The sequence below is a fragment of the Agaricicola taiwanensis genome (assembly GCF_014635245.1).
GTDB lineage: Bacteria > Pseudomonadota > Alphaproteobacteria > Rhizobiales > Methylopilaceae > Agaricicola > Agaricicola taiwanensis.
Genome location: NZ_BMCP01000001.1, coordinates 585,180 through 607,656, shown reverse-complemented (window position 1 = coordinate 607,656; position 22,477 = coordinate 585,180). Strand labels below are relative to the sequence as shown.

Genomic DNA, 22,477 nt, shown 5'->3' with positions numbered 1-22,477 from the left:
CCAATCTCCATGCCCACAGCAGCTCCCATGGTTCTCAGCGGCTTTCTCACGCTCGCGCTTGCCATGGGCATCGGCCGCTTCTTCTACACCCCGGTCCTGCCCCTGATGCAGACGGCGACGGGCTTCGGCCCTGATGCCGCCGGCTTCCTTGGATCGGTCAATCTCACCGGCTATCTGGTCGGCTCGATCCTTATGTCGCTCATCGGCGGTGAGCCCTTGCGGCGCCGGATCTTCCGCATCGGGCTGATCGTCAGTGTCGCCACCACGCTCGCCATGGGCCTGACAGAAAACTTCACCGCCTGGATCGTGATCCGCACCCTGTCCGGCGTCGCCAGCGCCGTCTGCATGATCCTTGCCACCGGCTATGTCTTCGAGGCCGTCGCCATGACAGGCGAACAGCGCACGGCCGGGTGGCTGTGGGGCGGTGTCAGCCTCGGCATGGTGATCTCGGGCCTGCTGGTGCGCTTCATGAGCGACGTCGCGAGCTGGGATCAGCTCTGGCTTCTCGCCGGCGCTTTCGCCGCTCTGGTGGTGCCACTGATCTGGCGCGAGGTCGGGCCATGGCGGCACAGCCCCTCCGCCGGGCGCGGCGACATCCTGCGGCAGCCAAGGCCCTTTCCCTTCATGCCGCTGTTCTGGGCCTATGCCTGCGAGGGTCTCGGCTATTCAGTCTTCGCCACCTTCATCGTGGCGATCCTGAAGGCCCGGCCGGGGCTTGAGATCATCGCCGATTATGCCTGGGTCATCGCGGGACTGGTGGGCATACCGGCGGGGCTCGCCTGGATGTGGCTCGGCCAGCGGATCGGGATCGCTTTGGCGCTGGCGCTGGCTTATGTGGCGCAGCTGATCGGAGTGCTGCTTCCCGCCCTCAGCGAAGGCGCCGTTGCGGCCATCGTTGCCGCAGGTCTTTTCGGCGGCACCTTCGGCGCGATCTCGCTCCTTGCTCTCCCGCTCGGCAAAGCGGGTGGCGGCGGGCGTGGAATCGCCATCCTGACGGCGGGTTTCAGCGTGGGCCAGATCATCGGGCCGGCGGCGGCAGGTCACGCGGTTGCTCTTGGCCGAAGCTTCGAGGAAAGCCTGATCGGCTCCGGCGCGGTGCTCGGCCTCGGCGTTCTGCTGCTTGTCTATGGCATGTGGCGGCGACGCTACATGCCCGCCGCTTAGCCCCGCGCTCTTTTTTCCACTCCGGCGGGGCATATCTTCTGCATCATGCGCCCTGAAGATCTTCTCTGCCCCACCCCACGCGGCCTCTACTGCCCGCCGGCCGATGTCCACATCGATCCGTTGCGACCCGTTCCCAAAGCGCTCGTCACCCACGGCCATTCCGATCACGCCCGATCCGGCCATGGCGCGGTCCTGGCGACAGCGGAGACGCTTGACATCATGGAGGTGCGCTATGGACCGGACTTCGCCGGAAGCCGGCAGGCCCTCGCCTATGGCGAACGCATCAAGATCGGGGACGTCAGCATCTCCTTCCATCCGGCGGGGCATGTGCTGGGCTCAGCTCAGATCCTGCTCGAGTGGAAGGGTTTTCGGGCCGTGGTCTCCGGCGATTACAAACGTGAGGAGGATCCGACCTGCGCCCCGTTCGAGGTGGTGCCGTGCGATCTCTTCATCACCGAGGCGACCTTTGGACTGCCAGTCTTCCGGCATCCGCCGGCTCTGCAGGAGGTCGAGAAGCTGGTGCATTCGGCACGGCTCTTCCCTGAACGCGCGCACCTCATCGGAGCTTATTCGCTGGGCAAGGCGCAACGACTGATGGCGCTGGCGCGGCGCGCCGGCCATGAGGCACCCATCTATCTTCACGGCGCCCTGCTGCGGCTGACCGATTTTTACGCCGCGCGCGGGATTGAGCTCGGCGAGACACGGCCGGTGAAGGCGGATGAGCGCAAGACGCTGGGCGGCGCCATCATCATCTGCCCGCCTTCGGCGACGCAGGACCTCTGGGCGCGACGCTTCCCTGATCCTGTCACCGGCTTTGCCAGCGGCTGGATGAGGGTAAAGGCACGGGCCCGGCAGAAAGGCATCGAACTACCGCTGGTCATATCCGACCACGCGGATTGGGACGATCTCGGCCGCACCGTGCTCGACACGGGCGCGGGCGAAATCTGGGTCACCCACGGCCAGGAAGACGCGCTGGTGCACTGGTGCCAATCGCGAGGGCTGAAGGCCAGGCCGCTGCGCCTCGTCGGCTATGGCGATGAGGACGAAGGCGAAGGCGCGGTTATCGAGGAAGCTGCAGGAGGCGCGCCTTGAACCGCTTCGCAGACCTCCTGGAACGACTGGCCTATGAGCCCCGCCGCAACGCCAAGCTGCGGCTGATGACGGATTATTTTCGCGAAGTCCCCGACCCCGAGCGAGGCTGGGCCCTGGCAGCGCTCACCGGCGCCCTCTCCTTCCGCAACGCCAAGCCCGGGTTGATCCGGGCCCTGATCATGGAGCGGACCGATCCGGTGCTGTTCGGCCTGTCCTACGATTACGTTGGCGATCTTGCCGAAACCGTCGCCTTGATGTGGCCGGGCGAAACGCGGGCGAACAGCGTACCGACCTTGGGTGACATCATCGCGGGCCTGCACGAAACCTCCAAAAGCGACCTGCCGAAACGCCTGTCCACCTGGCTCGACGCGCTCGATGAAACCGGTCGCTGGGCGCTGCTGAAGCTCATCACCGGCTCCATGCGCATCGGTGCATCGGCACGGCTTGCCAAGACGGCGGTTGCGGCCCTTGGAGAGGAGATCGCTCCCAATGAAGTGGAACTGGTGTGGCACGGGCTGACGCCGCCCTATGAGTCGCTGTTCGCCTGGGTGGAAGGGCTAGGTCCCAAGCCACTTTCCGAAGATCCGGCGCCGTTCCGGCCCGCCATGCTGGCAACAGCGCTCGAGGACGTTACCGACTGGGCCGAGGCTCTGTCAGCCGGCGACTTCCGCGCGGAGTGGAAATGGGACGGCATAAGGGTGCAGGCCGCCACCGGCAGCAATGCGGATGGCACACTGGTGACGCGGCTTTACTCCCGGACCGGTGAGGAAATTTTCGGCGCGTTCCCGGACCTACTCCATGCTTTCTCCGAGGAAGGCGCGATCGATGGAGAGCTTCTCATCCTGCGTGAGGGGCGGGTGCAGTCCTTCAACGTGCTGCAGCAAAGGCTGAACCGCAAGGCGGTGACGCCAAAGCTGCTGGCGGACTTTCCCGCTCACATCCGCGCCTATGATCTTCTGGTCGATGGGCGCGAGGACATCAGGGATCTTCCCTTCAGCGAACGGCGACAAAGACTGGTGAACTTCGTTAGCCGGCTCGACACTGACCGGGTCGATCTCTCTCAGGAAGTCGCCTTCTCCACATGGGATGATCTGGCGGCCGCGCGTGCGGATCCCGCCTCGGCGGGTGCCGGAGACGACGCCGAGGCCGTGGAAGGCGTCATGCTGAAGCGGGCCGACAGCGCCTATGTGCCAGGCCGTCCCAAAGGCCTGTGGTTCAAGTGGAAGCGCGACCCGTTCACCGTCGACGCCGTGTTGATGTACGCCCAGCGCGGCCATGGCAAACGCTCGTCCTATTATTCGGACTACACCTTCGGCTGCTGGGCACCGGGCGAGGAGGGCGAGGACGTTCTGGTGCCTGTGGGCAAGGCCTATTTCGGCTTCACCGACGAGGAACTGCTGCAACTCGACCGCTTCGTCCGCAAGAACACGACCGACCGGTTCGGCCCGGTGCGCGCAGTGACGGCGGAGGCAGACCACGGTCTTGTGCTGGAGATCGCCTTCGAGGGACTGCAGCGTTCCACCCGCCACAAATCGGGCGTGGCCATGCGTTTTCCGCGCGTGCACCGCATCCGCTGGGACAAACCCCCGCGCGAGGCCGACCGGCTGGACCATCTGGAGGCGCTGCTGCGTGAGAGCTAGTACTCTCAGCCCTCTGTCACCTGGCGCTTCAATATTCCGAATCCCAGGGGCGGCAGGGTCAAACCGGCCGGCTCCCGTTTCGACACGCAGTCCGGAGCCTTGACCGGTTTCCAGTCCGGCTTGGCCGGAAACAGCCGCTCATCCAGGCTGAAGTTCACCACGCATCGCAAGGTGCCCCGATTGTCAAAGCGGTCGTAGCTCAGGAGCGGAGCCAACCGGTCGCCGTGCACCACTTCGCCGCCGAATTTCAACGCCGGCTGACGCTGCCTCCATCGCACGAATTCCTTCATGAAGTTCAACGTTGAACGTGGATCGCGCTCCTGCTGATCAACCGCAAGCGTCAGATGTTCGTCCGGCACCGGTAGCCAGGTGTCGTTGCCGGTCGTGAAGCCGGCGTGTCTCGCATCCGCTGTCCAGGGGAGCGGTGTCCGTGCTCCGTCGCGGCCCTCGAAGTCCGGCCAGAGCGCCAGCCCCCACGGGTCCTGCAAGACCTCGCGTGGCAGATGCGGGTGCGGAAGACCCAGTTCTTCCCCCTGAAAAATGGCGCAGCCGCCCTTCAGCGTAAACTGCAGGAAAAGAAGCAGCTTGGCCGCCTCGCATCGATGGCCGGCATCGACGGCAAAGCTCGCGAGATTTGATACCGCCCGGGTGGAATCGTGATTTGTGAAGACGTTGTAGAGCCATCCGGTGCGCAGATAGTCGTCGCGCCGCTGCAGCATGGCCGTGATGTCGCTGACGTTGGCCGGGCTGTTGATCAGGTCAAAATCATAGACGGCGTGGAAGGCCTTGCCTTCCGCTGTGTATTTTTCCGCCGCGCGCGAGGAATCGACGTCCGCGAGTTCTCCGATCAGAACCCGTTCGGGCGTGTAGTCCGACACGGCCTCCCGCAGCCGCTTGAGGATGGGAACGGCCTCCGGAACATCGCGGTCGAACTCGTGAAGCTGGCGCCCGAAGGGATTGTTTGGGCCGCCGCCAAGAAGAATGGGGGATCCCGCCCTGGGTGCAGGCGGGTTGGAGCGAAGTTCCGGATCACAGGCAAGGCATTGCACCGCATCGAGACGAAACCCGTCCACGCCGAGGTCCAGCCAGAAGCGCATCTCCGCGATAACGGCCTCGAGAACCTCCTCCTTCTGCAGGTTCAAAGCCGGCTGACAGGAGAGAAACGGATGGTAGTAATACTGTGACCGTCTCGGGTCCCATTCCCAGGCGCTGCCGCCAAAGGACGACAGCCAGTTGTTGGGCGGACAGCCATCCCGCGCCGCATCGGCCCAGATGTACCAATCGGCACGATCGTTGTCCCGGCTGGAGCGGCTTTCACTGAACCAGGGATGATCTTCCGACGTGTGGGCCGGAATGAAATCCAAGAGGAGCTTCAGCCCGCGATCGTGAACCCCTTTTAGCAATTCCAGGAGGTCCGACATCGAGCCGGCTTGCGGATCGACGTTGCGCATGTCGGTCACGTCGTAACCGAAGTCCTTTTGAGGTGAGGGATAGAAGGGCGAAAGCCACAGCGCATCCACGCCGAGCCCGGCGATGTAGTCCAATTTCTCGATCACGCCGCGAAGATCGCCGATGCCATCGCCGTTGCTGTCTCTGAAGCTGCGGATATAGGCTTCATAGATCACCGCTCCCCGCCACCACTCCTGCCTTACCGGCGGCTCAAGCTTCGGCTCCTTGGCATATTCGGCCAGCAGGGTCTCGCGCGTGCGGGCTTCCATCAGGCTTGGCCTCCGAAATAGGCGCCGAGTGCCGGCAGTTTCAGTGTTTCGCCGGCTCGGACGCCGCCGAAGCCATGGCCATCACGTGGGTGACCCAGGAAGGCGTCCGAGAAATTCGCTTCGGCTTCTTCGTTCTTCAGGTTGAAGACGCAGCTCACTTTTTGGCCGTCGAGCATGCGTTCGAATGCGAGGATGCCTTCCGGAGCGGAGACAAAGCGCAGTCCCCCGCGCAGCAGCGCCGGGTGCTCACGCCGCCAGGCGAAAAAGCGCTTCATGCGGTTGAGCAGCGAGCCCGGGAGGCCCTCCTGCGTGGCGACGGCACGCGCGGCGTGGCCCGCCGGTATCGGCAGCCAAGGTTCCACACGGCTGAAGCCGCAGTGAGGCTCGTCCGTGTTCCATGGCATCGGGGTCCGTGCGCCGTCCCGGCCAGCGAAGGCGGGATAGAACTCTCGGCCATAGGGATCGATCATCCGCTCGTGCGGCACCTCGGCCTCCTCCAGGCCGAGCTCGCTGCCCTGATAGAGGCAAAGCGCCCCGCGAAGGCAAGACAGCGCCGCCAGAATGGCAAACGGCAGTTCTCCGGAGGCGGCATCGGGACCGAGCCGTGTGGGCGAGCGCATGAAGTCGTGGTTGTCCAACGCCCAACAGGGCCAGCCGGAATGCATCTCGTGCCCGAGATCCGTCGCCGTTCGCGCGATGGTTTCCGCGTCAAGCCGGTCTGCGCCGAGCAACCAGTAGCCATAAGCGAGCTGCAGGCGGTTCGCCTCCGTGTATTCAGTATGAAGCCTGACGCCCTCGTTTTCGTGCAGCTCTCCCAGGAGAACCCGATCCTCGTAGCCATCGGTCAACGCGCGGAGCCGCTCCAGGAAAGTCAGGTTTTCCGGCTGTCCGATGTCCCGCGTATGAAGCTGCAGGGAATAGGGATTGAACATGAAATGGCGGCCCGACGGCCGCTGCGGGTTTGGCGGATTATCCCGCAGCTCGGCATCATGAAAATAGAAGGAGCAGACGTCGAGGCGGAAGCCATCCACCCCCATATCCAGCCAGAAGCGCGAGACGTCGAGGACAGCTTCCTGAACCTCCGGCTCGTGGTAGTTCAGGTCCGGCTGTTCGCGCAGGAAGTTATGGAGATAGTACTGGCTGCGGCGGGGCTCCCATTGCCAGGAGCTTCCACCGAACACCGAAAGCCAATTGTTCGGCGGCGCGCCGTCCGGCTTCGGATCGGCCCAGACGTACCAATTGGCCTTCGGATTGGTGCGGCTTTCGCGGCTTTCCAGAAACCACGGGTGCTCGTTCGACGTATGGCTGAATACCTGGTCGATCATCACCTTCAGCCCCCGCTCATGCGCCGCGGCCAGAAGGCTTTCGAAGTCATCGAGCGTGCCGAACAGCGGGTCGACGCTCAGATAATCGGCCACGTCGTAGCCGAAGTCCCGCATGGGCGATTTGACGAAGGGGGAGACCCAGACGGCGTCTGCTCCCAGTGTCGCGATATGGTCCAGCTTGCGCTTTATGCCTTCCAGATCGCCCACCCCATTTCCGGTCGTATCGAGATAACTGCGTGGGTAGACCTGATAAATGATGGCTCCCTGCCACCAGGCGTTTCTGCCTGTGCCGGATTTCGTCATACCGTTTGAATGCTCCGCGCGTTTCGAGACCTGCCGGTCACCCGGCCCGTTAGGGCAACGTGCGATTCATGGATCGGTTTCATGAAAGACCGGCGCCCGGCGGGTTACTGACGTGCGTCGGCGCGGAATACGGCCGAACCCTCCAGGTAGACGCGTGGTGGCATGATCCCTTCCTTCAGCCCACCACCACGGCCATGACGATCGGTGCGATCAGTGCCGTGAAAAGCGCGCTCAGCGCCATGGCGATGCCCGCGAAAGCACCGGCAACGTCGTTGACGTGCAGCGCTCTGGCCGTGCCGATACCATGTGCGGCAAGGCCGGCGGCAAAACCGCGGGCCGCATAATCGCGGATGCCCAGCGCGTTCATCAGCGGCGTCACCATGATGGCGCCGATAACGCCGGTGACGATGACGAAGGCTGCGGCCAGCGAGGGATCTCCTCCGAGCTGTTCGGCGACACCCATGGCAACCGCCCCCGTCACCGATTTCGGCGCCAATGTTGCCACCATGTCGTGGGGAAGCCCGAAGGCAAGCGCAAGGCCGATGGCGGAGATCATGGCGACAAGCCCTCCCACCAAAAGCGCCACCAACATCGGCAGGAGATTCGCCCTTATGGCGCGAAGGTTACGCAGAAGCGGCAGCGCCAGGGCGACGATCGCCGGCCCCAGAAGGAAATGGACGAACTGAGCGCCGCTGAAATAGGCCTCATAGGAGGTGCCGGTCGCCACCAGCAGGGCTGACACCAGCACGATGGAAATGAGCACGGGATTGACCAGTGGGTTCCGGCCGCTCGCCAGCGCGATGCGGTCGGCCAGGAGATAGGCGGAAATCGTCACGACCAGCCAAAACAGGGGAGTGGCGGACAGATAGACCCAGATACCGGAGAGCTCCATCGGTCTCAGCCCCTCGAGGTCAGTCGCCGCACCGCGACAAAGGTACAGGCGGTCGCGACAAGGGCCAGGAATGTCGAGACGATGAGGATCACCATCAGCGCCAGCACATGGGGAGCCACATCATCAAGACGTTCGATGATGCCGCAGCCGGCCGGGATGAACATGAGCGACATGTTGCGCAGGAGCGTGTCCGCCACGGAGGCGACAGGGCCTGCCGCCGCCTCCACATCGGCACCGCCGAGCGCATGCTGCCGCAGCACGAGACCAATGATCAGCAGGAGCATCCCGACCACGGGGCCCGGCACGGGAATGCCGGACAGCCGCACGAGAATTTCTCCCGCGAGCTGGGCAACGAGCAGGACAGCGACGGCATGCAGCATGGCGGGCTCCAGGCGAAGATCGGACGTCGCCACGTCTGCACCCATGCAGGCGCTCTGGCAATCATCCGCATGGCTCCTTATGTTGGCGCAGGTTCGATTTTTACATCATGGGCGTTCGGGCATGGCCTCTTCCTCCTCCGGTTCCATTTCCCGCTTCTTCGGCGGCTCGCCGCTTGCGGTGCTCCTGAAGCTGGTGCTGCTCTCGGTCATCATCGGTGTGCTGCTCTCGGTTCTCGGGCTCGACGCTTTTTCCATCGTACTGAACGTCAAACGGATGATCCGCGGGCTGTTCGAGAACTTCTCGGACGCCCTCGAGACCCTGACCCGTTGGTTCCTGCTGGGCGCCGTGATCGTTTTCCCGGTCTGGCTTTTGCTGCGGCTTTCGAAGATGGGCAAAAGCGGCTGATCAGGCGTTCTCGACGTCGGCCACCTGGGCTGTCCACAGTTCGCAAACTTGCCGCGACTGGCGTGGACAGTGACGCGCGAGCCTCCTAAAGTTCACCGCATCCGCCGTTTCACATTGTGAGCAAAGAGGGAGACCGCTTCCCGAGGCACGGCGCGAAGGAGGATGCGTGACCATCGAGCTCGACGAAGCCGAAATCGCTCGGCTGTTTCCTGAGATAAACGAAATCAAGGATCCGTCGCTTCGCCGCGGCGTGATCGATATCTGGATCGAGGTCGCCCGGGAGGCTCCCTGGGACCGGCTTGAGGATATCCCGAAGAATCTGGACTACGAGCGTTACCGGCCCTTGCTCGGCCACATCCGCGGGGTGACCCGGATGGCCATGGCGCTGGCCGAAATCGCCGAGCGGGAGCATGGCACGCCCTATAACCGCGACCACCTGATCGCAGCCTGCCTGCTGCATGACGTGAGCAAGATCGTCGAGGTGGAACCTGATCCCACGGGCAAGCCAACCGACGGTCCAGCCCTCCCGGCGCGCAAGAGCCCGATCGGCGAGAAGATCCAGCACGCCGTCTATGCCACCCACAAGATCTTCGAGAAAAAGCTGCCGCTCGATGTCGCGCATCTGGTGCTGACGCATACCCATGCCAGCAACCACCGCAGCAAATCCGTTGAAGCCGCCTATCTGTTCTATGCCGATTTTGCCGATTCCGACGCCGGCATCGTTCCTGTCGGCGGCAAGTCCTTCGCGCAGCGCTGGGAGCTGGGCTGACATCCGGAAGCCGAAGGACGGCAACATGGACAAGCTTCTCACCAAGATCGAGGACGCTCTCATGCTCATCGGCATGCTTGGCGCCCTCACCGTTGGAACGGCGCAGGTCGTCATGCGCTATGTCTTCAACACCGGCTTCGTCTGGAGTGAGATCGCGCTGGTGACCCTCACCATCCTGGCGGCGCTGGTCGGAGGCAGCCGCGCCGCGGCGGAAGGCATTCACATCCGCATCACGGTTCTGACCGAACGCCTGCCTGCACCCGTCCAGCGCTATGCAAACACGCTCGCGATGACGATCGCCCTCGCCTATTCCCTCTTCATGGCCTATGCCGCCTTCCTCTATGTGCAGTTCCTGCACATGACGGGCATGGTCTCGGTCGAGGCGCATATCCCGACCTGGATCATCTTTTCGATCGCGCCCCTGACCATGGCCCTCTTCTCCATCCGCTACATCCAGCGCATCCCGCATGCCTGGCGCGGAGACGAGGTCGCGAAGGTCGAGTTCATTGATTAAGCGAACCCAGCGCGAGTTCTGCGTATGACCATCGCCTTTCTGTTCGCCTCCTTCGCGGTGCTTCTCCTGGTCGGCACACCTGTTGCCGTGGCCCTGGGCGGCTCAGTGGTCCTCGCCTCTCTGTGGTCGGGCGCGCTGCCGGTGCCGATCATCGGCCAGAAGCTTTACGCGAACCTCGATCATTTCACGCTGATGGCGGTGCCGTTCTTCTTCCTGGCGGCCGCGCTGATGGAAACCGGCGGCATTGTCCGCCACCTGGTGGCGCTTGCAAACATGCTGGTCGGCCGCTTTCGCGGCGGGCTCGGCATGACGGCCGTCCTCACCTGCATGTTCTTCGCGGCGATCTCCGGTTCCAGTCCGGCCACCGTTGCCGCTGTCGGCGCCATCATGATCCCGGCTCTGACCAAACACGGCTATCCCACCAATTATGCCATCGGCGTGGTGACCACCGCTGGCGGCCTCGGCATCCTCATTCCGCCCAGCATCCCGCTCATTCTCTATGGCTTCGTCACCGAGACCTCCATCCCCAAGCTGTTCATGGCGGGCATTCTGCCGGGGCTTCTCTATGGCGCCATGCTGATGCTGATGGCGCGCTTCCTGGCACGCAAGCTTGCGGTCGCACCGCCCGAATTCATGTCAGCTGCCGAGAAGGCGCGCGCCGTCCGACTTGCGGTGCCGGCCCTGATGCTGCCCGTGTTCCTCGTCATCGGCATCTATGGCTTTCCCGCCTTCAGCCTTGGCGGCATGACCTTCGAGGGCGGCGCCATCTTTACGCCCACGGAAGCCGCCCTGCTGTGCGCGACGGCCGCGCTGCTGATCGGCGTGTTGATCTATCGCCAGACCACCCTGCGCTCTCTCGTCTCGACGGTCCTGACGGTGACGCCCCGCGTGGGCATGGTGTTCTGGATCGTCACCAATGCCGTCCTGTTCGGCTTTTTCCTGGCGCAGCAGGGCGTACCCACGGCGCTTGCGAACTGGCTCGTGAGCATGGACATGCCCGTGTGGGCGTTCCTGCTGCTGGTGAACCTTATCCTCATCGTGGCCGGCATGTTCCTCGACGGCGTGCCCATGATCCTGATGTTCATGCCGGTGCTGTTTCCGGCGGCAAAGGCACTGGGTGTTGATCCCATCCACTTCGGCATCATGGTGGTCGTGAACATCGAACTGGGGCTTCTCACTCCTCCGGTGGGGCTGAACCTTTTCGTCGCCAGCACAATTTCAGGGGTGCCTCTGGCGAGGGTCATCGTGGCCGTTTTGCCATGGGCCTGTGTTACGCTGACGATGCTGATCCTGACGACCTACCTGCCGATCATAAGCACGTTCCTGCCGTCACTGATGGTGGATTGAACAACAAAGAAAAAGGGGAGACTGATATGCGGCGTCTAACATCCTGCCTGGCGAGCCTGGTCATCGCGGCTTCCGTTGCGTCCACCGGCGCGGCACAGGCGCAGACCAAGGCGACAGCCCTCAACGACATCCAGCAGAACACGGTGAAGGGCCAGACGTGGGACCTGTTCAAGAAGCTGGTCGAGGAACGTCTGCCTGATGAGGTGACGATCGAGGTCTCCCACGGCGAGGCGCTTTATGACCAGAAGACGATGGTCCAGGCGCTGCAGCTGGGCGCCCTCCAGTTCATCTCGCCGGTGGTCGGCGTCTATAGCGGCACCTTCCCCAAGCTGTCCGTTCTGGTGCTGCCCTACCTCATGCCCTCTCCCGAGGCGATCAAAGAGGTCATGGAGGATCCTGAACTGGGCGGCGCCCTGTTCGACGACATGCGCGCCAAGGGCATCGAACCCTTGGGGGTCTGGCTCAACGGCCCTCGCGACATCGGCCGCACCGGGTCCAAGCCGGTTCTGGTGCCGGAAGACGTCAAGGGCCTCAAGATCCGCGTCCCGCCCGGCCGCAACTATGTCGACACCTTCAAGCTGCTTGGCGCCAATGTAACCACCATGTCCTGGGGCGAGGTGCCGACCGCACTGCGCCAGGGCGTGATCGATGCCGTGGAGCCGGTGCCGCACGCCTGGGCGGCCAGCCATATGTATGAGACCGCCAAGCAGATCACGCGCACGGAGTACATCTGGGATTTCTACATCGTGGCGACCAACAAGGCCTGGTGGGACGGGCTTGATCCCAAGGTGCGGGACACCTTGAAGGCGGCCATGGCTGAAGCGACCAAGTGGAACTGGGAGAACACCGCGGAAGAAAACCGTGAGGCGCGCGCCACCATGACCGCCGGCGGCGCGACCATCCATGAGCTGACACCTGAACAGCGCAAAGCCTGGGTCACCGCGGTAAAGCCCCTATGGGACACGCTCGGCACCGAGCTCGTCGGCAAGGACGTGATGGCAAAGCTGATCGAGATCACCGACAAATATCGTTGATCGGGTGGAGCGGCCGGCTATAGGCCTGCCGAGACCTCATCTCCCTCGGCGCACCGAAAGGATGAAGCGTGCCGTTGCGGCCGCCGTACCGGCGCCTGCACGGCGAGATAGGCGACCGCAAGCCGCCTTGCCTGGAACATCCGCTGAAAATGATCCATGGGGATGGCGCCACAGGTCGGCTTGAAGAACGTGTCCCACGCGGCTTCAGGCACCGGATCACCGGTCATGCCTGCCTCGACCAGACGTGTGCGAGCCGCGAGCGCCGGCGATGGCGGGATCAGCGGGCGGTATTTGTTGCCATCCTCATAGGCATAGAAGCCACACATGGTCGGTCCCCTCTACGCGCTTCAGGCCGCTGCCTTGAACAAACGTCCGGCGCTGATGCCGGTGACGTCGATCTTCATTCGGGTCAAAGCCGCCCACAGCGAGGCCTGGTTCGATGTCACGACCGGGACATTCAGCTCCCGCTCCAGACGCTCGATCTGATCCAGCGTATGGAGCTGGGTGCAGCTGATGAAGAGACCATCGCATGCTGAGATCTCCCTCGCGTGAGACATGGCCAGGGTCGAAACCTCACGCGATGGCACGCGGCGAATTTCCTCGCTGTTGCGGCACTGGAAGCTGTCCCAGGCCGCGACTTCGATGCCGTGGTGCCTGAGAAAATCCGCCTCCTGCCGGTTAAGCTCGTCCGGATAGGGCGTGATCATATAGACGCGTGCCATGGCGAGGGCACGCATGGCCTGCCAGACGGAGGTGGCGGTGGTCACGGCCGGAATGCCCGTAAGCGCGGTGATCTTGCGAGCTATGGCACCGTCGTCCTCGCCAAGGAAACTGCCACTGGTGCAGCCGTAGACGATGACCTCGGGCTGTGTCTGGGCGAGATCGGATGCCGCACGATCCACCGAGGCCTCCATGGCGAGAAGCGAGGCTTCCGACAGCGAAGAGTCCGGCCGCGAGAGGCGGTTGCAATGCATCGCCACCTCCTCGGGCAGAAGGGGTGGAAGCTCGCGTTCCATGGCGACATTGCCCGGTGGAAACAGGACGCCGAAGCGGCGGATTGGCGCCTCGCCCATCTCCATCTCACCCAATGTCGAAGGTGACGCCCTGGGCCAGCGGCAAGGCGCGCGAATAGTTGATGGTGTTGGTGGCGCGACGCATATAGCCGCGCCAGGCATCGGAGCCGGATTCACGGCCCCCGCCCGTCTCCTTTTCACCGCCAAAGGCGCCGCCTATTTCGGCTCCCGACGGTCCGATATTGACGTTGACGATGCCGCAGTCGGAGCCGGCAGCCGACATGAAGGTCTCCGCCTCGCGCAGATCCAGTGTGAAGATCGATGATGCCAACCCCTGCGGCACCGCGTTGTGCGAGGTGATCACCTCTTCAAGATCCGTGTAGCGCATGACGTAGAGGATCGGAGCGAAGGTCTCTCGCAGCACGGGGCCTGCCTGATCCGGCATCTCCACCACCGCCGGACGCGCGTAGAAGGCGGCCTCCCCGAGATCCTCACGGGCGCGGCCGCCGCCGTGCACGGTGCCGCCGAGCGACCTTGCCTCGGCCAGCGCCGCCTCCATGTTGTCGAAGGCGGCCTTGTCGATCAGCGGGCCGATCAGTGTGCCCCTGTCGCGCGGGTCCCCGATGGCAACGGAGCCGTAAACCCTGGCGAGCTTCGCCACGAAGCTGTCGGCCACGCTTTCATGGATGAAGAGGCGGCGCAGCGAGGTGCAGCGCTGACCTGCGGTGCCCATGGCGGCAAAGGCGATGCCACGAAGGGCAAGATCGAGATCGGCGGTAGGGGCGACGATGGCGGCATTATTGCCGCCGAGCTCCAGAATCGAGCGCCCGAAGCGGGCAGCGACACGCGGCCCCACTTCGCGGCCCATGCGGGTGGAGCCGGTTGCCGAGACGATGGCGACGCGATGATCGTCCACCAGCGTCTCTCCGAGCGCGCGGCCGCCCTGCAGCAGCAGGGCAAGTCCGTCCGGGGCATCGCCGAAGCGTGCTGCCGCCCGATCGAAAATTGCCTGGACCGCCAGCGCCGTCAGAGGTGCCTTTTCAGACGGCTTCCAGATCACGCTGTCACCGCAGACGAGCGCCAGCGCGGCATTCCACGACCAGACCGCCACGGGAAAGTTGAAGGCCGTGATGATGCCGCACACGCCAGCCGGATGCCAGGTTTCCATCATCCGATGACCGGAACGTTCGGTGGCGATGGTGAGGCCATAGAGCTGCCGCGACATACCGACCGCGAAATCGCAGATGTCGATCATCTCCTGAACTTCGCCCAGACCTTCCGAGAGGATTTTTCCGGCTTCGAGCGTGACCAGCCGGCCCAGGTCTTCCTTCGCCGCGCGCAATTCGTCGCCGAGAAGGCGCACCAGCTCACCCCGGCGCGGCGGCGGCACCTGGCGCCAGGCCATATAAGCCGCATGGGCCTTGCCGATCGCGGCGGTCATCTCTTCGGCGCTGTTTTCCACCACATGGCCAACGAGCTTCCCATCGATAGGCGAGCGGGCGGCGAGCCCCTTGTCACCCAAAGCGGACGCAGGAACGCCCAGCCGCTCCAGGATGGCCAATGCATCGCCGGCGACGGTTTCGTGGGATTGATGAACGTTCATCGGAGCAACTCCTCAAGCATCTCAGTCATCGGTCACAGGCTTATACCCGCTCCAGGATGTGCATTCCCCGGTTGCGGTCGATCACATACATGAGACCCTCCTTCGTCAGGAAGACATCATTGGTGCCGGGGCGATCGAACCCTTGCGGCGCATCGGGGACGAAATGGGCGACCTCTTTCGGAGCGTGAGGATTCTTCACATCCACCACGCGAAGCCCGCAGGCAAACCAGGCAACCGGGATCTCCGTGCCATAAACCTGCTCGGCTGGCTGATGACAGCCGGTGAACTCCGGCATGTTCACATTCTCCAGGCCTTCGATCTGATAGGTCGAGATCGGCACCGGGAACTCCTCCTCGGTTATATCCACCACCCAGAGGAAGGGTGGCGGCGAGGGTTTTGTCTTTCGCACATCCTCATCGGCCACCAGCAGGATGTCGCGGCCTGCCAGCTTGAAGGGCATGGGCAGCGCCGTGTGGGTGGGATGCGTGTAAGGCGGATTGTAGCGCAGCCGCGAGACCATCTTCGGCTTGGTCATGTCCTCGATGTCGAGGATCACCATTCCGGCATGCCAATAGGCAACATAGAGCCGCTTGCCACGCCTCAGGATCTGATGGCACCAGGTCATGCGGTAACCTTCGTCCGGTGTCTCGCCGCCGGCGACCCACTGGCCGGGCATCCACCAGCGGCCGACTTCCCTGGGATTGGATGGATCCTGCAGGTCAAGGATCATCGCGATGTTGAGATGGTAGCCGTCGACCTCCGGCGTGATGTAGGCGTAGCGGCCATCGAAATCGAACCGGTGAACGCCTGTCCCGGCCGTCTTCCAGAACGTGATCTGCTTCGGATTGCGCGGATCCTTCACGTCATAGATGGCAAGGCCGCCCTGGAAATTCTCGCCGAGGATATAGGGAGGTGGGCATTCCCAATTCACCAGCATCAGATCGTTCTCGACCCGCACCTTGTGAGTGTGCACCCCGTCGGGGATGGCGATATGGGCCACCTGCACAGGGTTCTTCGGATCGCTGATATCCAGAATCGTGGTGCCGGCCGGAGCATCCATATGCGCGATGTAGCAGTAGTTGCCCTGAACATAGACCTGACCGCCGCCTGGACAGTCAAAGTAGGAGATAACCTTCAGACCCTGGATATCCACCATCGCCTTGCGAGCTCCTTTTGTCAGCCGGTCGGCTGCTGTTGAGATTCATTGCGGATGAATTGCGCGATCTTGGCGCGCCGGCGCATGCCGACGACGAGGTTGAGAGCGAAGAGAGCGAGTGCCGCCAGGACCACCATCCCGCTGACGGGCCGCAGCAGGAGATAGGACCAGTCGCCATTGGCCATGAAAAGGGACTGCCGTAGCGCCTTCTCGATGATGGGCCCGAGCACGAGGGCGATGACGAGCGGTGCGGGATCGATGTGCAGCTTGCGGAGAAGATAGCCGGCGCCGCCCATGACCACCATGATCCAGACATCGAGTAGGCTGTTGTTCAGCGTATAGGCGCCGACGAGGCAGAACAGCACCACCAACGCCGCGAGAACATGCTGGGGCAGCTTCAGGATCGAAACGAAGATGTGCACCAGCGGCAGGTTGAGCAGGAGAAGCAGGAAATTGCCGAGGTACATGCTCGCAATCACGCCCCAGAACACCTGCGGTGCCGAGACCATGAACAGCGGCCCCGGCTGCACGCCATGAATGACGAGGGCGGCGAGAAGCATGGCGGTGGCCGGGGAAAAGGCGATGCCAAGCGAGAACATGGGCACCATTGAGCCGGCAGTCGCAGAATTATTGGCGCTTTCCGGGCCCGCGACACCCTCTATCGCGCCTTGGCCGAAGCGCTCGGGGGTTCGCGAGAGCTTCTTCTCCACGCGGTATGACATGAAGGAGGACATGACGGTGGCCGGGCCGGGAATGAGACCGACGATGAAGCCGATCACCGAACCGCGCAGGATCGGCAGAGCCGACATCCTGGCCTCCAGCCATGACGGCACCAGATCACGCGGACGCACCTTGGTGATGCGCGCCTTTTGGATGCCCTCCTCCATCATGGAGAGCACTTCAGCGATGCCATAGAGGCCCATGATGACGGGCACCAGATCGATCCCCTGAGCCAGATGCGTGAACCCAAGGGTGAAGCGCTGCGTGCCCGTAACAGGATCAATGCCGATGGTGCTGATGCCGAGGCCCAGCGCCACCATGGTTATGGCAATGCGAAAGGAGTTGGTTGATAGCCCGCAGAGAAAGATGAGACCTGCGATCGCCAGCGCAAAGAATTCGGGCGGCCCGAACCGCAGTGCGAATTCGGCCAGCCATGGGCCGACCAGCATGATGCCCAGAATTCCGAACGTGCCGGCTATGAACGACCCTATGGCGGCGATGGCAAGCGCGGGGCCGGGGCGCCCTTTCTTGGCCATCTGAAACCCGTCGATCGCGGTCATGACGGAGCCGGCCTCCCCTGGCACGTTGAGGAGGATAGCCGTGGTGGACCCGCCATACATGGAGCCATAATAGATGCCGGCCAGCATGATGATGGCGGCCTCCGCCGACATGCCGAAGGTGAGCGGGATCAGCAGCGCCATGCCCGCGTTGGGGCCGATCCCCGGCAGCACTCCCACCAGGGAACCAAGGGTCACGCCAATAAGGCACGCCAGAAGATTTGGAGGTGTCAGTGCCACACCAAAACCGTGCATGAGGCCGTCAATCATTTCCATGAGAGGCCTCCTCTTCAGCACAGCGGGACGGACGGGAGATCATGGCAGCCAACTCCCCCGGGGCAGCGGCAGGCCAAGCAAGGCGATGAAGAGGTAATAGGTGACGATGGCGCTTCCGATTGCGAGCGGTACCGCGAGGCGCCAAGAGGCACCGAAGAGCTTGAGCATGGCGATCATGACCGCCACACCCGAGATGATGTAGCCCAGACGCGGCAGCAGGAGACAGAAGACCATAAGGCTGATGAAGGCCGCCGCGACCTTGAGCGCCCGTTCGGGAAACGCCGGCTCGATCGTGAGGTTGGCGCCTGGCAGGAGAGCCGTTGCGACACCGGTCACGAGGAGCCCGGCGGCGATCACGAGAGGAAAGAAGCCGGCTCCCGGACCGTTCAGCGTGTGGACAGGCAGCTGGAGCGCCAGGGCGAGATAGACCGCACCGATCGCAACGACGCCCAGTCCGAAGATCCGGGCCGCCATCTCACTTGGCGCTCAGGCCGAGGCGGTCGAGCAGGACTGTATGCTCCTTGTATTCCTTCCAGAGCATGGCCTTCGCATCTTCGCCGCTGAGATAGTTGACCTGCACCTCGCGGGACTTGACGAAGTCGAGAAAGGCCTGATCCTCAAGCACCGTTTTGATGGCATCATGGAAGAAGGTCTTGGTGCCCTCGGGCGTATCCTTCGGCGCGGTTATAACGAAGCTGAGGCTGACCGCGACGTCATAGCCCAACTCCTTGAACGTGGGCACCTCCGGATAGAAGGCGCTGCGCTCGGGCTGAAAAGCCGCGATGATGCGGATTCGCCCTGCGTCAGCGAGCTGCCGTCCCTCGCCCGGGTTGATGATCAGCGTGTCGACGTGACCGCCTAGAAGCGCAGCGCTCCCCTCTGCCCAACCGGAGAAGGGAACATGGACGACATCGAGGTCGGCGACCGTGGTCAGTTGCGCCAGATTGAGATGGGATGCGGTGCCGATGCCGGAACTGCCGAAGCGCAGTTTCCCCGGCTCAGCTTTGACCTGATCGAGCAGCGCCTTCGCGTCTTTCCATGGCGCGTCGCCACGCACCGCGAGGAATTGATAGTAGGTGATGGTGTTGATGATCGAAGCGTAATCGTCAGGCGTCTTGTAGGGCAGATTGTTCATCTGCGGCTGATCGATCAGCGAGGCCGTGGGGGTCAGACCGATGACTGTTCCATCGGGCTTCGCCTGGACGATCTCGGTAACGCCGATCGATCCGCCCGCGCCCGGCCGGTTGATAACGGCGATACCGGCTGGAAACTGTGGTTTGATCTTTTCGACAATAAAGCGGGCCGTCAGATCGGTTAATCCGCCTACTGTGAAAGGATTGATGACGGAAACAGGCCCGTTGGGAGCCTGAGAGAGGGCAGGAGACGCGAAACTCAAAGCAATGAGTGCTGCAGCCAATATCTTCGTCATGACGTCCTCTGTTTTTATGAGAGTTGGTCTTTCTCCCTGCAGATTTTCTTATAGCGGGTCAGGCACTGCTCCATTGAGATCGACGACGAACCGGTGACGGTCGGCTCGGTAGAAGGCATCACTGAATATGACCGGCCGTCCGTCCTCGTCGTAATAGGTGCGCTCACCTTCCAGTACGGGCGCTCCGAGTTCCAAGCCGAGGTGTCCGGCAAATCCGGGATCGGCCAAGGTCGCCGCGATGGTCTGCACGACCGAGCTGATCCTTATGCCCGCCGCCGACTGGACCAATGATCCGAGCGTGGACCGCGTGAGCGCAGCCTCGTCTTTCAGAAGCTCCGCCCCGACATCCCCCGGCATGTAGGCCGTTATGAAGATCACCGGATCACCATCTATGAAACCAACACGATCAACAGCGGCCACACGGCTCCCTTTTTCCACCCGCAGCCGTTCCGCAATCCGCGCCGAGGCGGTGGTCATACGGGCCGATATCAGCCGGGCGAAGCCGTTGGGTTGATTGCGCAGCAACGACTGCAACAGCTGGTTCGGTTTTGCGTCCTGCCGCCGCGTCGGAGGGCGTGTATAGAACGTGCCTCTCCCTTGCTCTCTCTTGATCAAACCGTCGCTCTCCAGCAGAGAGAGCGCCTGCTGGATCGTAATTCTGCTGACTTCGAATTCTCTACACAGTTCCAGTTCCGTCGGAATCTTATCGCCGACGGAATAGTCGCGCTCCAGACGGGCCTCCAAAATAGATCTGACGACGAAATATTTTGGCACCGGCATCTTCATGGGTGTAATCTAGCGATATGTCCTATGGATATGTCAATATGCTTTTTCAGGCATTATGATGCTTTTTTGACCATGGAAGCGGCGGACCGCAGCTCGGGGGAAGGTGATGAGGATCGATCATGTAACTATGGGGGCATCTTCGCTGGAAACGGGGGCGGCCTATCTGCGTGAACACCTCGGGGCCAATATCCCGCGCGGCGGCAAGCATTCCGATATGGGCACGCATAACTGCGTCATGCGCGTCGGCACCGGGCTTTTTCTTGAGCTGCTCTCGGTCGACCCGGAAGCAGCACCACCCGCACGGCCACGCTGGTTCGGCATGGATGACCCGCGGCAGGTGGCACGGATGACGATGCAGCCGCGTCCGGTTGGGTGGGTCGTGCAAACCGAGGACATTGAACAGGCCCGCCGCAGCTGCCCCGTTGATCCCGGCCCGATCGTTTCCATGTCGCGAGGATCGCGCAGCTGGTTGATTACGCTGCCCGACAGCGGAAAATCGCCCTTTGATGGACTTTTTCCCGCCTTCATCCAGTGGCCAGAGGGCCCTCACCCGTCCGCCGCCATGAGTGCACCGGGGCCCGCCTTGAGCAGATAATAGTGAAACATCCCATGGCGGATCGCTTGGATGCCGCGCTCAGGGAAGCGGGATGCGGGACGCTCGCGGCCGTCGAAGAAGGACCAGAAGCCCTCCTGCTGTTTCGCTTCAGAGATGCCTTTGATCATTGCATAACATTCACCTGACGTCCCGGCACTCGGCACCTGACCATTGGCGCGCCACCCCTGCGCGGCCGACGATGGGTGCACACATGAATTTTATCGAGCGGCCGGTGAGCGCTCACCGCTTCATCCATCCCCGTCATCTCTGATCGTGATCCGGCTTGATGACGGCCCTGCCGATGAAGCCACAGATAAGAGAATGTAGATCAGCAACGAGCCAGCGCCGTCAGTTCGGAAAACCGTTTGGGCGCTCATTGTGGCCAGCCGCTCCTGATGCCTGCGGCATCGTCCTGTTCGTTGTGATCGCCTGGGCCGACCTGTGGTCTTGCCATCAAAGAAAATTTAGCCGATCAGGCTTAAGCTGTTCGACTTGAACGGCGCATCGCTGAGTTGCCGGATCGAAGATCCCGCCGATGTCGATATGGGTGATGTGTCCATATCCTCTTCGGGCTCGGAACGGCAGGCAGCGAGCGCTTTTCAGGATGAAGATGGTCATCGGCGTCCGCAGGCAATTCGTGTCCGGGCAGAAATCGTCGTGAACGATCGTCTGACACCAGCGTTCTGTCCGCGGGACACCTGATATGAAGCTTAAGGATTACATCTGGCCGATCATCGGCATCGGCGCGGTCGTCGTATCGATCTGGCTGCTCTACCACGAGCTGCGCAGCATCTCGCTGGACGATGTGATCGACAGCCTGAAGGCCATTCCGCTCCACGGGTGGTTTCTCTGCGCCGCATCGGCGGTGGCCGCCTATGCGGCTCTTGCCGGGTATGACCGGATTGCGCTGAACCACCTGCGAAAATCCATACCGCTCGGGTTCATCACCCTCGCCTCCTTTACGACCTATGCGGTGGCCCACAACATCGGCGCTTCGGTGATCTCCGGAGCGGTCGTGCGCTACAGGGCCTATACCTCTAAAGGCCTGACGGCCGCTGAGGTCGGTGTTCTGGTCGCGCTCTGCTCCTTCACCTTTGTGCTGAGCGTCATGCTGCTCGGCGGCGCCATTCTCATCGCGGCGCCTGAACTGGTGCTGCGCTACGTCAGCGACGTGCCCCGCGAAGCGGCCATGGCCTGCGGGGCGGTCATGCTGCTGCTGATCGCACTCTATATCCTCGGCAGCTGGAAAGGCTTCAGGCCGCTTCGGATCGGCAGCTTCGAGATCTACTATCCCCGGCTGCCCATCGTTTTCCAACAGCTGGTCATCGGCCCGCTGGAGTTGATCGGCGCAGCCGCCGTCATCTATTTCGCCCTGCCGGAGGCCGGAAATCCCGGTTTCTTCGTCATCCTCGGCATTTTCCTGGCCTCCTTTTCCGCCGCGCTCCTTTCGCATGCGCCTGGTGGTCTCGGCGTGCTGGAAATCGTCTTCGTCTCCGGCCTGCCGGATATGGACCCTGCCGATGTGCTGGCGGCCCTGATCGTGTTCCGGCTGTTCTATCTGCTGGTGCCGTTCGCACTGTCGCTCGTGGTGATCCTGCTGTTCGAGCGCTCTCAATTTTCGCGGCAAAGGCTGGCCAAGGCTACCGGTCCGACATGCCCGATACCCGTGCCCAGCGGCCTTTCACGATCCGAGGCAACACGCCGATCCGGCCCCCGGACGAGATAAAAGCCGCCTTTATTTCCGTCAAAGCTTCCCTC

The 22,477-nt window shown here is 62.8% G+C and carries 22 protein-coding genes; 10 read left to right on the top strand and 12 right to left on the bottom strand.

Features of this window, described 5'->3' with window-relative positions; all coding sequences use genetic code 11:
* The first annotated feature begins 9 nt into the window (after nucleotides 1–9).
* From IEV58_RS02870 to IEV58_RS02860, 3 genes are read left to right on the top strand one after another with little or no spacing between them, the layout of a single operon-like run.
* Nucleotides 10–1,164, top strand: a complete 1,155-nt coding sequence (locus IEV58_RS02870; RefSeq protein ID WP_188408184.1) for a YbfB/YjiJ family MFS transporter — start codon at nucleotides 10–12, stop codon at nucleotides 1,162–1,164.
* Nucleotides 1,165–1,209: 45 nt separating this feature from the next.
* Nucleotides 1,210–2,256: a ligase-associated DNA damage response exonuclease gene (locus IEV58_RS02865; protein ID WP_188408183.1), complete on the top strand. Its 1,047-nt coding sequence runs from the start codon at nucleotides 1,210–1,212 to the stop codon at nucleotides 2,254–2,256.
* Nucleotides 2,253–3,896, top strand: a complete 1,644-nt coding sequence (locus IEV58_RS02860; RefSeq protein WP_188408182.1) for a cisplatin damage response ATP-dependent DNA ligase — start codon at nucleotides 2,253–2,255, stop codon at nucleotides 3,894–3,896. Before IEV58_RS02865 ends, IEV58_RS02860 begins: the two co-directional genes overlap by 4 nt.
* A 5-nt stretch (nucleotides 3,897–3,901) precedes the next feature.
* Here IEV58_RS02860 and IEV58_RS02855 read toward each other — a convergent pair whose 3' ends face one another.
* The 4 genes from IEV58_RS02855 to IEV58_RS02840 all read right to left on the bottom strand — a co-directional run bounded on the left by IEV58_RS02855 (nucleotide 3,902) and on the right by IEV58_RS02840 (nucleotide 8,559).
* Entirely contained in the window at nucleotides 3,902–5,614 is a 1,713-nt protein-coding gene (locus tag IEV58_RS02855) for an alpha-amylase family glycosyl hydrolase (RefSeq protein ID WP_188408181.1), read from the bottom strand.
* Nucleotides 5,614–7,242, bottom strand: coding sequence for an alpha-glucosidase family protein (locus IEV58_RS02850; protein ID WP_188408180.1), 1,629 nt, complete (start codon nucleotides 7,240–7,242; stop codon nucleotides 5,614–5,616). The genes IEV58_RS02855 and IEV58_RS02850 overlap by 1 nt, the downstream gene beginning before the upstream one ends.
* A 175-nt stretch (nucleotides 7,243–7,417) precedes the next feature.
* Nucleotides 7,418–8,134, bottom strand: a complete 717-nt coding sequence (locus IEV58_RS02845; protein ID WP_188408179.1) for an LrgB family protein — start codon at nucleotides 8,132–8,134, stop codon at nucleotides 7,418–7,420.
* A 5-nt stretch (nucleotides 8,135–8,139) separates the two neighbouring features.
* Complete coding sequence (locus IEV58_RS02840) at nucleotides 8,140–8,559, bottom strand: CidA/LrgA family protein (RefSeq protein WP_188408178.1); 420 nt, start codon at nucleotides 8,557–8,559, stop codon at nucleotides 8,140–8,142.
* On the opposite strand from IEV58_RS02840, the gene IEV58_RS02835 reads away from it, so the two are divergent.
* From IEV58_RS02835 to IEV58_RS02815, 5 genes are all read left to right on the top strand, one after another.
* Nucleotides 8,558–8,920, top strand: coding sequence for a DUF6460 domain-containing protein (locus IEV58_RS02835; RefSeq protein ID WP_229729146.1), 363 nt, complete (start codon nucleotides 8,558–8,560; stop codon nucleotides 8,918–8,920). The two genes, IEV58_RS02840 and IEV58_RS02835, sit on opposite strands and share 2 nt — an antisense overlap.
* A gap of 166 nt (nucleotides 8,921–9,086) precedes the next feature.
* The gene (locus IEV58_RS02830) at nucleotides 9,087–9,689 is read left to right on the top strand and encodes an HD domain-containing protein (RefSeq protein ID WP_188408177.1); all 603 of its coding nucleotides are present in this window, start codon (nucleotides 9,087–9,089) and stop codon (nucleotides 9,687–9,689) included.
* 25 nt (nucleotides 9,690–9,714) lie between these two features.
* On the top strand, nucleotides 9,715–10,203 hold the full coding sequence (locus tag IEV58_RS02825; protein WP_188408176.1) for a TRAP transporter small permease: 489 nt from the start codon (nucleotides 9,715–9,717) through the stop codon (nucleotides 10,201–10,203).
* Between the two features lie 24 nt (nucleotides 10,204–10,227).
* Nucleotides 10,228–11,550, top strand: coding sequence for a TRAP transporter large permease (locus tag IEV58_RS02820; protein ID WP_188408175.1), 1,323 nt, complete (start codon nucleotides 10,228–10,230; stop codon nucleotides 11,548–11,550).
* A gap of 26 nt (nucleotides 11,551–11,576) precedes the next feature.
* Nucleotides 11,577–12,584, top strand: a complete 1,008-nt coding sequence (locus IEV58_RS02815; RefSeq protein WP_188408174.1) for a TRAP transporter substrate-binding protein — start codon at nucleotides 11,577–11,579, stop codon at nucleotides 12,582–12,584.
* A 17-nt stretch (nucleotides 12,585–12,601) separates the two neighbouring features.
* Here IEV58_RS02815 and IEV58_RS02810 read toward each other — a convergent pair whose 3' ends face one another.
* The 8 genes from IEV58_RS02810 to IEV58_RS02775 are packed head-to-tail and all read right to left on the bottom strand — an operon-like array spanning nucleotide 12,602 to nucleotide 20,124.
* The gene (locus IEV58_RS02810; protein ID WP_229729145.1) at nucleotides 12,602–12,910 is read right to left on the bottom strand and encodes a hypothetical protein; all 309 of its coding nucleotides are present in this window, start codon (nucleotides 12,908–12,910) and stop codon (nucleotides 12,602–12,604) included.
* A 21-nt stretch (nucleotides 12,911–12,931) separates the two neighbouring features.
* Entirely contained in the window at nucleotides 12,932–13,657 is a 726-nt protein-coding gene (locus IEV58_RS02805) for a maleate cis-trans isomerase family protein (protein WP_188408173.1), read from the bottom strand.
* A gap of 7 nt (nucleotides 13,658–13,664) precedes the next feature.
* On the bottom strand, nucleotides 13,665–15,200 hold the full coding sequence (gene amaB, locus IEV58_RS02800) for an L-piperidine-6-carboxylate dehydrogenase (protein WP_188408172.1): 1,536 nt from the start codon (nucleotides 15,198–15,200) through the stop codon (nucleotides 13,665–13,667).
* 40 nt (nucleotides 15,201–15,240) lie between these two features.
* Complete coding sequence (locus tag IEV58_RS02795; protein ID WP_188408171.1) at nucleotides 15,241–16,356, bottom strand: LVIVD repeat-containing protein; 1,116 nt, start codon at nucleotides 16,354–16,356, stop codon at nucleotides 15,241–15,243.
* 20 nt (nucleotides 16,357–16,376) lie between these two features.
* The gene (locus IEV58_RS02790) at nucleotides 16,377–17,909 is read right to left on the bottom strand and encodes a tripartite tricarboxylate transporter permease (RefSeq protein WP_188408170.1); all 1,533 of its coding nucleotides are present in this window, start codon (nucleotides 17,907–17,909) and stop codon (nucleotides 16,377–16,379) included.
* 39 nt (nucleotides 17,910–17,948) lie between these two features.
* On the bottom strand, nucleotides 17,949–18,383 hold the full coding sequence (locus IEV58_RS02785; RefSeq protein ID WP_188408169.1) for a tripartite tricarboxylate transporter TctB family protein: 435 nt from the start codon (nucleotides 18,381–18,383) through the stop codon (nucleotides 17,949–17,951).
* Between the two features lies 1 nt (nucleotide 18,384).
* Entirely contained in the window at nucleotides 18,385–19,338 is a 954-nt protein-coding gene (locus IEV58_RS02780; RefSeq protein ID WP_188408168.1) for a Bug family tripartite tricarboxylate transporter substrate binding protein, read from the bottom strand.
* A gap of 48 nt (nucleotides 19,339–19,386) precedes the next feature.
* The gene (locus tag IEV58_RS02775) at nucleotides 19,387–20,124 is read right to left on the bottom strand and encodes a GntR family transcriptional regulator (RefSeq protein WP_188408167.1); all 738 of its coding nucleotides are present in this window, start codon (nucleotides 20,122–20,124) and stop codon (nucleotides 19,387–19,389) included.
* Between the two features lie 106 nt (nucleotides 20,125–20,230).
* Here IEV58_RS02775 and IEV58_RS02770 point away from each other — a divergent pair, with 106 nt between their 5' ends.
* Together IEV58_RS02770 and IEV58_RS02760 are read left to right on the top strand one after the other, a co-directional pair.
* Nucleotides 20,231–20,719: a VOC family protein gene (locus IEV58_RS02770; protein ID WP_188408166.1), complete on the top strand. Its 489-nt coding sequence runs from the start codon at nucleotides 20,231–20,233 to the stop codon at nucleotides 20,717–20,719.
* 703 nt (nucleotides 20,720–21,422) lie between these two features.
* Entirely contained in the window at nucleotides 21,423–22,445 is a 1,023-nt protein-coding gene (locus IEV58_RS02760) for a lysylphosphatidylglycerol synthase transmembrane domain-containing protein (RefSeq protein ID WP_188408164.1), read from the top strand.
* The last annotated feature ends 32 nt before the right edge of the window (nucleotides 22,446–22,477 follow it).

Excerpts from the sequence above, each read along its gene's own strand:
- IEV58_RS02870 (WP_188408184.1), top strand. The coding sequence starts at position 10 with ATGCCCACAGCAGCTCCCATGGTTCTCAGCGGCTTTCTCACGCTCGCG.
- IEV58_RS02865 (WP_188408183.1), top strand. The coding sequence starts at position 1,210 with ATGCGCCCTGAAGATCTTCTCTGCCCCACCCCACGCGGCCTCTACTGC.
- IEV58_RS02855 (WP_188408181.1), bottom strand. The coding sequence starts at position 5,614 with ATGGAAGCCCGCACGCGCGAGACCCTGCTGGCCGAATATGCCAAGGAG.
- IEV58_RS02850 (WP_188408180.1), bottom strand. The coding sequence starts at position 7,242 with ATGACGAAATCCGGCACAGGCAGAAACGCCTGGTGGCAGGGAGCCATC.
- IEV58_RS02845 (WP_188408179.1), bottom strand. The coding sequence starts at position 8,134 with ATGGAGCTCTCCGGTATCTGGGTCTATCTGTCCGCCACTCCCCTGTTT.
- IEV58_RS02835 (WP_229729146.1), top strand. The coding sequence starts at position 8,558 with ATGCAGGCGCTCTGGCAATCATCCGCATGGCTCCTTATGTTGGCGCAG.
- IEV58_RS02840 (WP_188408178.1), bottom strand. The coding sequence starts at position 8,559 with ATGGGTGCAGACGTGGCGACGTCCGATCTTCGCCTGGAGCCCGCCATG.
- IEV58_RS02825 (WP_188408176.1), top strand. The coding sequence starts at position 9,715 with ATGGACAAGCTTCTCACCAAGATCGAGGACGCTCTCATGCTCATCGGC.
- IEV58_RS02820 (WP_188408175.1), top strand. The coding sequence starts at position 10,228 with ATGACCATCGCCTTTCTGTTCGCCTCCTTCGCGGTGCTTCTCCTGGTC.
- IEV58_RS02815 (WP_188408174.1), top strand. The coding sequence starts at position 11,577 with ATGCGGCGTCTAACATCCTGCCTGGCGAGCCTGGTCATCGCGGCTTCC.
- IEV58_RS02810 (WP_229729145.1), bottom strand. The coding sequence starts at position 12,910 with ATGTGTGGCTTCTATGCCTATGAGGATGGCAACAAATACCGCCCGCTG.
- IEV58_RS02805 (WP_188408173.1), bottom strand. The coding sequence starts at position 13,657 with ATGGGCGAGGCGCCAATCCGCCGCTTCGGCGTCCTGTTTCCACCGGGC.
- amaB (WP_188408172.1), bottom strand. The coding sequence starts at position 15,200 with ATGAACGTTCATCAATCCCACGAAACCGTCGCCGGCGATGCATTGGCC.
- IEV58_RS02795 (WP_188408171.1), bottom strand. The coding sequence starts at position 16,356 with ATGGTGGATATCCAGGGTCTGAAGGTTATCTCCTACTTTGACTGTCCA.
- IEV58_RS02790 (WP_188408170.1), bottom strand. The coding sequence starts at position 17,909 with ATGGAAATGATTGACGGCCTCATGCACGGTTTTGGTGTGGCACTGACA.
- IEV58_RS02785 (WP_188408169.1), bottom strand. The coding sequence starts at position 18,383 with ATGGCGGCCCGGATCTTCGGACTGGGCGTCGTTGCGATCGGTGCGGTC.
- IEV58_RS02780 (WP_188408168.1), bottom strand. The coding sequence starts at position 19,338 with ATGACGAAGATATTGGCTGCAGCACTCATTGCTTTGAGTTTCGCGTCT.
- IEV58_RS02775 (WP_188408167.1), bottom strand. The coding sequence starts at position 20,124 with ATGAAGATGCCGGTGCCAAAATATTTCGTCGTCAGATCTATTTTGGAG.
- IEV58_RS02770 (WP_188408166.1), top strand. The coding sequence starts at position 20,231 with ATGAGGATCGATCATGTAACTATGGGGGCATCTTCGCTGGAAACGGGG.
- IEV58_RS02760 (WP_188408164.1), top strand. The coding sequence starts at position 21,423 with ATGAAGCTTAAGGATTACATCTGGCCGATCATCGGCATCGGCGCGGTC.